We start from the raw sequence: 13270 nt of genomic DNA on the forward strand, positions 1-13270 counted from the left end.
AAGCGAGGTTAGGAGGGATTTTTTATTGAGAATACGAATTCACATGCTGGTGTAGCTGAATGATCAAATTTTTCGTAACGAAATTCAATTTGTTTATCATGTAAGATGTCTACAAAATTTTCCAAGCTATAAATATTATTAACTTGATCTTGACTTAAACTAACATTAAGTGACTTTTTGAGCAGGTAGTTTATCACTTCAATGAAGATGCTTAGATGTTTGTTCATAAGATTAAGGTCATAGATAAATAGTTTAATTTTCAACTTTTTTACAATATCTTCAGTGCCTTGGATATAGTAGGTTAATGTAGAAGAATTAAACACTTCATCTAGTTTAATTAGTTTAGATCCAAACCAAATTTCATCGCCAATATCAGAATATTTAACTTGGAGTTCATAGGCACTTAAGAAATTTTCTGCTTGATATACATTCCAGCCACTTCCCAATGGGATAGGAATATCAACTAAATTTTTCCTTTTTACATTTCTGTGTTTGATGATAGTAAATGAATCGAATAGTTGTTTATAATTTGCGATTTTATGGATTTTGATATGATGAAACCATTCATCAATCAATTCTTCATGTGCTCTAAAATTTAAAACTAAAGAAAATTTTGTAATGGGAATGAGCTTTTTATCTTCGCCAAAAAATTGAAGTCTTACGAATATTTCTTCATATTTCATATATAAAAGGAAAACCCATAGAAATGGTAAATAAAATATTGTCAAAATGATTGGGATAAAGAAGTCTTGTAATGTTTGGAGGTTTGCAAAATTTGAGAAATCTCTAAAAAGCTTAATTAAAAAATGAACCAAAAAAATGAAAAAAATAACAGTTAATAAGTAGTCAATAATTCTCTTAACTTTCTGCTGTTCTATACTGTCATTAGCAACAGTACTCAAAATAGCTAAAAAAGTAATAAAGGGAATAATTACTATTAATTCTATGAAAAAATTAAATGTATGAAAATTAACAATGAATTGAAGAAGGGCAGAGTAAAACTTGAAGTGCGACATAAACCACCTAATTAATTTAAAGGGTTTATGGAGTATATAAAATTGTCATACCATCATCTTAACTTTGAAGATCGTACTGCATTAATGCTTGAGTCAAGAAAAGAAGGCTTTTCAGCCAGAAAATTTGCTGAACTCATTAAAAGACATCCTAGTACGATCTATCGTGAGCTTAAAAGAAATAGCATCAATGACGTTTATCAAGCTCGATATGCTTCTGATAACACCTTCGCTAGACGTAGACGTGGTCACAGAAAACTCAAAATCGATTCAATCCTCTGGAAATTTATTGTTGAAGCGATCCGTTGTTTATGGTCTCCTCAGCAAATAGCAAAGCGTTTAAAGACATTTCCTGATTTGGATCAAACAATGAATGTAAGCCATACAACGATTTATTCAACGATACGAGCATTACCAAAGGGTGAGTTGAAAAAAGACTTATTATCCTGTCTGCGTCATGAAAATAAAAAGCGAAAAGCTAACGGTGAACCTAAAAAAGATTCTATATTACAGGATATTAAAACTATTCATGAGCGCCCAGCCGAAGTTCAAGAAAGAAAAATACCGGGTCATTGGGAAGCTGATTTAATTAAAGGTAAAGACAATAAAAGTTCGATAGCAACACTTATTGAACGAAATACACGGCTCTGTATCTTGGCAACATTACCTGATGCAAAGGCAGAATCAGTGCGCAAGGCTTTAACTGAAGCTCTGAAATATTTACCTGCAGAACTGCGTAAAACGTTGACCTATGACCGTGGACGCGAGATGGCAGAACATAAAATACTTGAAGAAGATTTAGGCATAGATGTATATTTCTGTGACCCACATTCACCCTGGCAAAAAGGCACATGCGAAAATATGAATGGTTTAATTAGGCAATATTTACCTAAAGGGATTGATTTAAATCAGGCAGATCAGCATTATTTAAATCAAGTTGCCATGTCACTGAATACTCGTCCTAGAAAAGCGTTAGATTGGCTTACACCATTAGAGAAATTTGCTCAGCTTGTTGATTATCATAAGACTTTTCAAACTGTCGCACCTCATGTTTGAATTCGCCAAGTATACTTAAGTTTATTGATGATTTTATTGTTTTTAGAAAGAAATTTTTTGAATTTTCTCTAATTGTATTTATATTGAATAAAGTACCTATCGCAAATGTTATATACCAAAAAAATGTGTTTTTAATCTGGCTAAAATCCCAAATTTTAAGTTGGTAGAGAAGCAATATAATCAGTGCTAGATATGAAGTGGTGAATATAATTGAAGTAATGATTTTTGTTTGAAAAAAAGCTTTGATCAAAGCTATAAGAGAATTTCTGAGCTGAGGATTTTTTAAGGAAAAAAATATTAATGCAACGATAAATATAGTTCCCCAAGTGATAGAAGCTATTTCTCTTGTATTAAATTGATCCATATTAGAGATTGTCTTTAATTTTAATAACTTATCATAACTTAATTTTTAGAGCTGTTTAATCCCTCCCAACCTCCCTTTAAAAAAGGGAGGAGGTATAACGTAATCAATTTGATGCGTGAAATTCCCCTCTTTGTAAAAGAGGGGTTAGGGGAGATTCAAAATTAAAAATCCCCTCACTCGAGGGGATTTTTTATATCGAAACTAAATGACCCTTAAACCACAGAATCATCCAAATTCGGTGCTAACCAACGTTTCGCTTCATCCAAGGTCCAACCTTTACGCTTCGCATAATCTTCTAACTGATCGCCAGAGATTTTACCTACATTAAAGTATTCAGTTTCAGGGTTTGCATAATAGAAACCGCTGACAGATGAAGGTGGCCACATTGCAAAGCTCGAAGTCAGGTAAGTACCCATCTTCTCTGTCGTACCTAACCAGTCAAACAATGGCGCTTTTTCAGAATGTTCAGGACAAGCAGGGTAGCCCGGTGCAGGACGAATACCGACATACTTTTCTTTAATCAAATCTTCATTTGAAAGCTGTTCATCTGCTTGATAGCCCCAGAACTCTTTACGAATACGTTCGTGTAAATGCTCTGCAAATGCTTCTGCAAAACGGTCACCCAAGGCCTGAACCATAATCGCGTTATAGTCATCGCCTTTGGCTTTATATTCCTGAGACAGCTCTTCCGCACCGAAGATCGAAACGGTAAAGCCGCCAAGGTAATCCTGAGCTACATCTTTCGGTGCAATAAAGTCAGCCAAAGAGTAATTCGCTTTACCAGTGACTTTGTCAGACTGCTGACGTAAGTGCTCGAAGGTATGCGTTACATTGCCAGCTTCATCAGTCACAGCAACCGTATCTGAACCGGTACGATTTGCAGGGTAGATGCTGAACGTTGCACGCGCATCGAAACGTTTATTGTCGATAATATCTTTGAGCATTGCTTGTGCTTGTTCATACAAATCACGCGCTGCTTCACCTACCACTTCATCTTCAAGGATTTTCGGGAATTTGCCCGCCAGACTCCAGGAAATAAAGAATGGTGTCCAGTCGAAGTATTCAACCAAAGTTTCTAAAGGATAGTTGGTGAATGTTTCTGAACCAATGAAGTTTGGTTTTACTGGGGCATTCTTGTCGAAGTCGATTTTGAAACCATTTTCAACTGATTCAGCATAAGATAGTTTTGCTGCTTTTGGTTGCTTGTTGGCAAGACGGGTACGGATTTTTTCATAATCCGCTGCATAGTCCGCCATTAATCGTGGTTTCATTTCAGCAGAAAGTAATTGTGTGGTCACACCTACAGCACGAGATGCATCGGCAGTATAGAACACACCATCATTTTGATATTGCGGAGAAATCTTCACCGCTGTATGCGCTTTCGATGTGGTCGCACCACCAATCATCAGTGGAATGTTAAAGCCTTTACGTTGCATTTCTTTGGCAACAAAAACCATTTCATCTAAGCTAGGTGTGATCAAACCAGATAGACCAATGATGTCAACTTTCTCATCAATTGCCGTTTGTAGAATCTTCTCACACGGCACCATCACGCCAAGGTCCACGATGTCATAACCGTTACAGCCCAGTACCACGCCCACGATATTTTTACCGATGTCGTGTACGTCGCCTTTTACTGTAGCCAGCAGGATTTTACCTTTGGCTTCGCCTTGGGTTTTTTCCGCTTCAATGAACGGGTTGAGCCAAGCCACAGCTTGCTTCATCACACGTGCAGATTTTACCACTTGCGGTAAGAACATTTTACCAGCACCGAACAGGTCGCCGACCACGTTCATACCTGCCATCAGTGGTCCTTCGATTACATCCAGTGGACGGGCAGATTTTAAACGAGCTTCTTCAGTATCCTGGTCAATATAAGTGGTAATACCTTTGACCAGTGCATATTCAAGACGTTTTTCAACCGGTTCATTACGCCATTCAAGACTTTCTTCAGCTTTTTGTGCACCACCTTGACCACGATATTTTTCAGCAATTTCCAGCAATTTTTCAGTTGCTTCGTTACCGCTTTCACCCTGGTTACGGTTCAGGATGACATCTTCAACGGCTGCTTTCAGTTCTTTGTCGATGTCATCATAAATCGCCAGCTGACCAGCATTCACGATACCCATGGTTAAGCCTTGCTGGATACCGTAGTACAGGAATACCGCATGGATCGCTTCACGTACCGGCTCATTCCCACGGAAGGAGAAGGATACGTTTGAGATACCACCAGAGATCATCGCATTTGGCAGGTTCTGTTTGATCCAGCCAGTCGCTTCGATGAAATCAACTGCGTAGTTGTTATGTTCTTCAATACCGGTTGCTACCGCAAACACGTTCGGGTCAAAGATGATATCTTCAGACGGGAAGCCAACCTCATTCACCAGCACGTCATAAGAACGCTTACAGATTTCTTTTTTGCGTTCCGCAGTATCAGCCTGACCATTTTCATCAAATGCCATCACGATCACCGCAGCACCGTACTGACGGCAGAGGCGGGCACGTTCTACAAACTCGTCATAACCTTCTTTCAGGGAAATCGAGTTAACAACCGCTTTACCTTGGACGCATTTCAGACCAGCTTCAATGATTTCCCATTTAGATGAGTCAATCATGATTGGCACACGAGAGATATCAGGTTCAGATGCGACCAGATTCAGGAAGTGCACCATCGCACCTTCTGAATCCAACATGCCTTCATCCATGTTGATGTCGATGATCTGTGCACCGGCTTCAACCTGTTGACGCGCAACATCTAAAGCTTCGGCAAAGTTCTCTTCTTTGATCAGACGCAGGAATTTTTTCGAACCAGTGACGTTGGTACGTTCACCGACGTTAACGAACAATGAATCTTTAGTGATGTTAAATGGTTCCAAACCACTTAAACGGCATGCAGGCTCAATTTCTGGCACTTTACGCGGCGCAATACCTTCAACGGCTTGAGCAATCGCACGGATGTGATCTGGTGTCGTACCACAACAACCACCAGTGATGTTGATCAGACCACTTTCCGCAAATTCTTTAATGAAAGCTGCAGTTTCTTCTGGAGTTTCATCATAACCACCGAAAGCATTTGGTAAGCCGGCATTCGGATGTGCTGAAACAAAGGTATCAGCAACGTCAGATACAGTTTTTACGTGTGGACGCATGGCATCTGCACCTAGAGCACAGTTAAAACCAATCGAAATTGGTTCTGCATGACGCATCGAGTTCCAGAACGCTTCTGCAGTTTGACCAGTCAGGGTACGACCAGACGCATCGGTAATCGTACCGGAAATCATGATTGGCAATTCAGTGCCAAGTTCTTTAAACACTTCCTGCACTGCAAAGATCGCAGCTTTGGCATTTAAAGTATCGAACACAGTTTCGATCAGGATGATATCGACACCACCCTCAATCAAGGCCTTGGTTGATTCGATGTAATTCACTTTCAATTCGTCAAAAGTGATATTACGGAAGGCAGGGTCATTTACATTTGGAGAAATAGAAGTGGTTCGTGATGTCGGTCCAATCACACCTGCAACAAAACGTGGTTTTTCCGGCGTTGAATATTTTGCACAAGCTTCTTTAGCCAGACGCGCCGCTTCACGGTTGATCTCAGGAACCAGATCTTCCATGTGATAGTCAGACATTGAAACACGGGTACCATTAAAGGTATTGGTTTCAATAATATCGGCACCAGCTTCAAGATATGCTTCATGAATGCCTTGAATAATCTGAGGCTGAGTCAGCACAAGTAAGTCGTTATTGCCTTTAAGGTCGTATGCCCAATCAGCAAAACGCTCACCACGATAATCGGCTTCTTCCAATTTATGGCGTTGGATCATGGTACCCATCGCACCATCGATAATTAAAATTCTCTTGGCAAGAAGTTCTTTTAGGGTGGCAAGTGTGGACATTCAAACTTTCTCAGTAAGCATCAAAAACGGCAATAATCTTAACAGATTAGTGCGCAGTTTTCTGTAACGCTTATACAGAATGCTGGATATGCTTGATATGAAAATTTGATAAAGAAACTCAAGCCGGTATAGAAAGTTGAAAACAGATGGAAATCTGGAAATTAAAGTTCTTGATAAAAGCGTGCGACTGGAAAATAAAATGTAAGCAGCTTTCATCAGAGTGTCATATAACAAAGCTAATCTTTAATCAAATATGACAGGCTCGGAAATATGACAGCCGGGTAGGAATGATCAGATATATTGCAAAACATGAATAAAGCTGGGCGATTCAAGCGTTTTATTTTTAATAAATAATTGATTATATTTGTATATTTTTAAAATTTAGAGCATGTGGTTACAGGATAAACGGCAACGAGAAAGTCTAAAAAACTGGTTTATATGACAGCACTTTGTCATATAATTGTCACAATTTAATTGAACAATATGGGGATTCTTGAATCCTCTATTCCTGCTTGCATGAATTCTAATCAAACTCCCTTAGGTTCAGCACAACAGTCGCCTTCTGATAAGCCGGCCAATGTTCATGTGCCAACACCGAAATTTTTTATGCCGGTGTTTCTGACTCTAATTATCTCCACGCTGATCTATATCGGCTTCCAATTGACCTCAGATTTAGCTCATATTCCACCGATCGGTCTGTATTCAATGATTCTTTTAGGCACGGCGTTATTCATTGCGCTGGGCTTTGAATTCGTCAACGGTTTCCACGACACGGCCAATGCGGTTGCCACCGTGATTTATACCAATGCATTGTCTGCACCGGTTGCAGTCATGTGGGCAGGTTTCTGTAATTTCCTTGGGGTAATGGTGGCCAGTGGTGCTGTTGCATACGGAATCATTGCATTATTGCCTGTCGAACTGATCATGAATGTCGGCACAGGTGCCGGTTTTGCCATGGTCTTTGCCATGCTGATCGCTGCGATTCTCTGGAATCTGGGCACATGGTTTCTTGGCATTCCTGCTTCCAGTTCACATACCCTGATCGGTTCGATTCTGGGTGTAGGCATCATGAACTACCTGCTAAATTCAGGTGGTGGTGCTTCTGGTGTGGATATGGAGCAGGTGCTGAAAGTTGGTAAAGCATTGCTGTTCTCACCTTTGATCGGTTTTGCTTTTGCTGGAGTGCTATTTCTGCTGGTGAAAAAGATCTTCAGAAAGCAGCTTGAACTGTTCAAGCCACCTGAAGGGAACAAGCCACCGCCACCGCTGATTCGTGCCATTCTGATCTTTACCTGTACAGGTGTAAGCTTCGCACACGGTTCAAACGATGGTCAAAAAGGTATGGGTCTGATCATGCTGATCCTGATCGGCTGTGTACCTTTGGCATATTCACTGAACAAAAATCTGGATGCAGCTCATATCCAGTCTTTTGGCCAGTTGTCTTCGCAAACGGCTGATGCGATTTATCCGCAGCATGAAGATATTCCGGATGAGAAGGCTCGTGCCATCATTACCACATACATTCAAACTAAAGAATTGAATGCTGAGGTTGTTCCTGCACTCGCAAGCCTGACGGATCACTTGGGTGATAAAGTCGGTAGTTACAGCAATATTAAAGATGTTCCAGAAGCGCAAGTTTCAGAATTCCGTAATGACATGTACCTGAGCACCACAGCATTTAAACGTCTGGACAAAGCAGAAGCTTTACCGGCAATGAGCGAGGCTCAGGAAAAAACCGTCGACGAATACCGTGACAATCTGGATTCATTCCTGCAATACATTCCGACCTGGGTAAAAGTCGCAACAGCCTTGGCACTTGGTCTGGGAACGATGGTCGGCTGGAAACGAATTGTCGTGACTGTGGGTGAACGGATCGGTAAAGAGCACATGACTTATGGTCAGGGGATGTCTGCTGAGTTGGTTGCCATGTCTACAATTGCGGCTGCTGATGGCTTTGGTATGCCGGTTTCTACCACTCACGTTCTGAACTCTGCGGTTGCAGGTACCATGGTGGCGAATAAGTCTGGCTTGAACTTCAAAATGGTGAAATCGATTCTGTCTGCTTGGGTATTCACCTTGCCAGCAACGATCTGTTTATCAGGTGGTTTGTACTGGATTCTATTGAAAGTGTTCTAAGAAATTCGATGTAAAAAACGCTGCTTAGGCAGCGTTTTTTTATGGGTGCTAGAAAAGTTTCAGCCTTAAGAAATAGCGATTTTCTTTCTGAAAATAAGAGACTTTTTATTATCTCATGGCTTTTAGAAATATAAGGGATGATGCTCCGTCTCCCTATGGGATGAGTAGCATTGCTGCGCAAGGGGGTGAGGGTAATCAGAAAGCTAAAAGTACTTTCAATAGAGAGATTAATAGCTAATTTCAACTAGATGTAAAAAATGAGTATTTCTTAGTCTTACTTTTGAAAGATGAGAAGTGCACTTCGCAAGGTAACAAAAATCTTTTGTTAGGCTGATGATCCTTCCTGAGTATCTTTACAAGCACTGCTTGTGAAAGATACGCAAGACAGCCTAACGGCGACATCCATGTCGCCTGACCAATAAAATTGATTTCATCTTTATTTCAGAAAAAATTACTTCTTCAACTTACCCAACAATCCCTTCGGCAGTTTATCCGTTGCAAAACCATAAAGCGCGGCAAATGGTAGAGCAGTACGTGCCAGATAAGCCACACGCCATAAACCGCCATGATTCGCGCCTGACATCATCAATTCAAGTGGGTGATTGAGTTGTACATCAGGATTTGCAACAGACTCAGAGTTGCGTAAGTCATGAATCCACAGGGCTGCCATAATCGCATTAGTGGTTTCAGGTGCAAACGCTTCTACATCAAACAGGCTGGCACCATTAAACGCAGCTTTCAGCAGTGGATTCTTGGTCACTGAATAAGTCGTTGTTGAAGGAGCGATATTGATGCTCACTTGCTGCCCGCTGGCACGAGCCAATGTTGCACGCCATTGCTGGATGCGCTTAGCCAGTGCATAGTTTGGACCTTGCTCAACGACCAGACAGTCGCAAATACCATAGGACTTGTCGCCAACCTTAAACAGATCCTGCTTATTTTTCTGGAAAAAATGCTTCCGTGAAATCAGTGAAATGCCTTTGGTTAACGTACTTTCCAGTTTCGACAACTGCTGGTATTTGCTTTGTGAAGCCTGAACCACTTCTTCTGGAACTGCATACACATCGGTTGGGGTACACATATACATCAGGCTGGTATTGGCTTTCTGCTCGCTAACATATTTCATAATGGCATCCATCGCCATAGAAACACGGACGTGCTTTTCACCGTCCAGATAAGCAATTGCCGCGAGATCCAGATCCTGTTTGAACTGAATCAGCCATTGGGCAATTTCAGGAATCTGGGTGAGCAGGTTAGCCCCTAGTTTTTCTTTTAAAACTTCCAGTGAAGTATCAGCAGTAAGCGCTTCAACTGATGGTGCATATAAAGTGGCGTTGCCTTGACTTACTGTATCCAGAATTTTGCCCCAGACACGGGTATTCGGCAGGTCAATTGCGACGATATTGGCTTTCCATTTCGACAGCCAGGTCAGTGGACCTGCTTCAGACGCGGCACCAAATAGAACAGTGGTACGATCGGATAGGTCAAACCATTCCGGATGGGCAATACATTCACGTAGCGCATTGGCATGACTAGGTTCGACGATACCACGATCTTCCCAAGACTGGATTTGATCCAGTAATGCTTGTCCTTGCAGTTTTTTGCCATGATAAGGCACATACCATTCTGGAGCTTTTTCAGACTGGCCTTTCAGCTGGAAAGTATTCAGGTTCTGCGCAGGCAGAGACATCACATCTTTTAGTAGATGCTTCTGGCCATCACGATAAAACTCAAAGCTAGCATGTGCGGTTTCCAGACCTTGCTTGGCAATACTCAATGCTGCACCCGCAGAGCGTAATCCACCTTCAACCAGATGTTTAAAGTGTAGTGGATATTGCTTACGCCAGTTCTTTTCCTGTTGTGCTGCAGTAGCATGTACAGGATCGACTGCGCCTAAGGCTTCAGAAATAATGTTACGGCCGATTTTCGATGTGCTTGGTTTTTGTTGTGAAGCAGAAATGGGAAATTGAAGACCGTCTAGGGAAGTGGACATGCAAAATATCTCGCGAATTACAGCAATTAATATACAGATGTATACATTATCGCTGCTAAGTTGCTTCTTGGGTTGGCATTAAATTCCAGTCTTGAGAGTTAATTTATTACGAGATGTTTCAAATAAAAAGGAAGCTTGAAGCTTCCTTTTTATTAATGGGTTAAAAATTAATTCGCTGTGCTTTTGATCAGTTCTTCCAGCATGAAAGCGGTATTGTCCAAACCCGCGCCAGTGATGTACCAAGCATCAGCATTCACATAGATCACTTTTTTCTCTGCCAAGGCTTTGGCATTTTTTAGGGCAGGGTGTTTCTGAATATTATCCTGAGCGATGTATTTCTGGGTATTCACTGCACCACGATCCAGGACAATGATGTAATCCGGATTCTTCTCAACGACTGTTGTAATACGCTGAACATTTTTCTCCGCTGCTTTCAATGCTTCCGGAGAGCCTACTTCTGGACGGGGTGCATTTGACTGTTCAGAGGGGGCCAATACCGGTTTAAAACCTGCTAATTCATAAACAAAGCCAAAACGGTCATTTTCTGCATGTGGCATAAAATTTTCACCGACTGCAAACAGCATCAGTGCAGTTTTGCCTTCAGTCTGCTTTTTCAGTTGTTGCTGCAGCGTTGCGATTTTACTAAGCTTTTCAGTAGCAATTTTCTCTTTACCAAATGCACGTGCCAAGACATGGGTACGTTCCGTCAGATCGGCAATATATTGGCTAGTATCTGGAGAAAGATCTAAAGTCGGAGCAATACCTTTAACTGCCTCAGCTTTAGAAGCCGAACGACCACCGACAATAATTAGATCAGGTTTTGTAGTTTTTAGTACATTGAGATCCGGTTCGAACAGTGAACCAGCTTTGGTGAATTTGTCCTGTTGGTATTTGCTTAAGTTGCCTGCAAAGCTTGCTGCAGGCACCAGCTGAGCTTCAAGCCCTAGTGCATTCAAGGTATCCAGTGCAGATAGGTCATATACTGCGATCTTTTTCGGAGCTTTTTAAAGTTGAATATTTTGGTCTTTATAGTCGAAAGTGACCTGTGCAGAAACTGTAAAAGAAGTTGTCAGTCCTAATATTGTGACAAGTGCTAAAGTCTTAAATTTCATGTTTATTCCTCTAAATTCGCGACAAGATTAGCATAATTTATAGAAATGAAAATCATTTTCATATGTGAATAATTAAAAAAGGGATAATGGCTATCCCTTAATCATTCAAAACTTTAGAAGGGGATTTGAGTTAGTTTATTAAGGAAATGCGGAATAAGTCGTGGTTCCAGAATAATGGTCATCACCACACCATAAGCTGCACCCCACAGATGGGCACTGTGATTGATATTACTGTTGCCGCGTTTGCCCGACCAGATACTATAAGCCACATATAAAACAGCAAAAATAATCGCAGGGACTGGAATAAAGAACACGAAAATCAGTTTCCATGGTTCAAACAGAATATAAGCGAACAGAACCGCGGATACTGCACCGGAAGCACCCAAGCTGGCCCAGCGCGCATCATTTTTATGTTTCAGATAACTTGGCAAAATCGCTGCAATCAGACCACCAAGATAAAACAGAATAAAGCCCAGATCATATAAATACTGGCGATAAAAACTTTCAATAATGCTGCCGAAAAAGAACAGCGTGATCATATTGAACAGTAAATGTGTGCCATCTGCATGGATAAAACCATGAGTAATGAAACGGTCATATTGACCACGTTGCATGGCAGGCGGCCAGAAAATCAGACGATTCATTACCTTTTCTTTTGAAAAAGCAATAAAAGAAACAATACAGGTGATCAGAATAATAGTGACAGTATGATTAAAAGGTAAATCAAGCATATAAGTAATTCTGGTTCTATCTATTTGACAATGATCATGCCATTAAAACAAATCTAAAGTGCGACTTTTATAATAAATCCGACAATTTTGGTTGAATTTTTATAATTACCCCGCATCTTCAGTTAAAATAGCAGCTTCAGCTTGAGGAAATTATTGTTATGTCGACTGAGAACAGCAACACTCCGGTTGCAGAAGAAATTCCAAATCTTTTGATTACACCGACAGCACAAGAGTATTTAAAGGATCTATTGGACAAACAGAATACACCAGGTATTGGCGTACGTGTGTTTGTAGAAAATCCGGGTACACCGCGCGCTGAATGTTGCATGGCTTATAGTGCACCTGATGAGGTTGTACCTACAGACTATAAGCAGGAATATCCAGATTTTCCGGCCTATATTGACTCTCCGTCAATTCCATACTTGCTAGATGCAGTTATTGACTACAATAAAGACCGTTTTGGTGGTCAGCTGACTTTCCGTGCACCAAATTCTAAAGTGCCACGTGTGGGTCCTGATGCCTCTGTAGAAGAACGTATTACTTATGTGCTTCAGTCAGAAGTTAACCCAGGTCTGGCAGGTCATGGTGGTAACTGCGCACTGGTTGAAGTGGTTGAAGATCCTGAGCATGGCTTAACTGCGGTTCTTAAATTTGGTGGTGGTTGCCAAGGCTGTTCAGCAATTGATGTGACTTTAAAACAAGGCGTTGAAACAACCTTGAAACAGCACATTCCTGAGTTGGCACGTGTCGTTGACCAGACTGACCATACCCAAGCTGAAGGTGCTTATTTCAAATAAGTCTCTAATAAAATTTAGCTTGTAAGAAATACCTCGAATGATCGGGGTATTTTTTTATTTGTATTTGATAGTGATAATAATTATCAATAGTGATTGTATTTGTAATTACTTTTGTTACAATGCGTCACAATTCCAGCAATATTTCTTCATAAATCAACTTTTGGGGCAC

At 40.8% G+C, this 13270-nt stretch carries 8 protein-coding genes; 3 read left to right on the plus strand and 5 right to left on the minus strand.

Annotation, left to right across the window (positions count from 1 at the left end):
* Positions 1-8: 8 nt before the first annotated feature.
* A complete protein-coding gene (locus F897_RS06985) occupies positions 9-1016 on the minus strand; it encodes a hypothetical protein (RefSeq protein ID WP_005234556.1) in 1008 nt (335 codons plus the stop codon).
* A 27-nt stretch (positions 1017-1043) separates the two neighbouring features.
* Between F897_RS06985 and F897_RS06990 the strand changes: the two genes are divergently transcribed.
* On the plus strand, positions 1044-2069 hold the full coding sequence (locus tag F897_RS06990) for an IS30-like element ISAba125 family transposase (protein WP_010326927.1): 1026 nt from the start codon (positions 1044-1046) through the stop codon (positions 2067-2069).
* A 576-nt stretch (positions 2070-2645) separates the two neighbouring features.
* Here the strand turns inward: F897_RS06990 and metH are convergent.
* Positions 2646-6332 (minus strand): methionine synthase, encoded by a 3687-nt coding sequence (gene metH / locus F897_RS06995; RefSeq protein ID WP_005234560.1) that lies wholly within the window; start codon positions 6330-6332, stop codon positions 2646-2648.
* 516 nt (positions 6333-6848) lie between these two features.
* Here metH and F897_RS07000 point away from each other — a divergent pair.
* Entirely contained in the window at positions 6849-8468 is a 1620-nt protein-coding gene (locus tag F897_RS07000; RefSeq protein ID WP_034580859.1) for an inorganic phosphate transporter, read from the plus strand.
* Between the two features lie 451 nt (positions 8469-8919).
* Here F897_RS07000 and F897_RS07005 read toward each other — a convergent pair whose 3' ends face one another.
* From F897_RS07005 to F897_RS07015, 3 genes are all read right to left on the minus strand, one after another.
* Positions 8920-10461: a hypothetical protein gene (locus tag F897_RS07005; protein WP_005234563.1), complete on the minus strand. Its 1542-nt coding sequence runs from the start codon at positions 10459-10461 to the stop codon at positions 8920-8922.
* 167 nt (positions 10462-10628) lie between these two features.
* Positions 10629-11450: an ABC transporter substrate-binding protein gene (locus tag F897_RS07010; RefSeq protein WP_082188708.1), complete on the minus strand. Its 822-nt coding sequence runs from the start codon at positions 11448-11450 to the stop codon at positions 10629-10631.
* A 236-nt stretch (positions 11451-11686) separates the two neighbouring features.
* On the minus strand, positions 11687-12304 hold the full coding sequence (locus F897_RS07015; protein WP_005234568.1) for a rhomboid family intramembrane serine protease: 618 nt from the start codon (positions 12302-12304) through the stop codon (positions 11687-11689).
* Positions 12305-12462: 158 nt separating this feature from the next.
* On the opposite strand from F897_RS07015, the gene nfuA reads away from it, so the two are divergent.
* On the plus strand, positions 12463-13101 hold the full coding sequence (gene nfuA / locus F897_RS07020) for a Fe-S biogenesis protein NfuA (RefSeq protein ID WP_005234570.1): 639 nt from the start codon (positions 12463-12465) through the stop codon (positions 13099-13101).
* Positions 13102-13270 lie beyond the last annotated feature (169 nt).

This window comes from Acinetobacter variabilis, assembly GCF_000369625.1.
Taxonomy (GTDB): domain Bacteria; phylum Pseudomonadota; class Gammaproteobacteria; order Pseudomonadales; family Moraxellaceae; genus Acinetobacter; species Acinetobacter variabilis.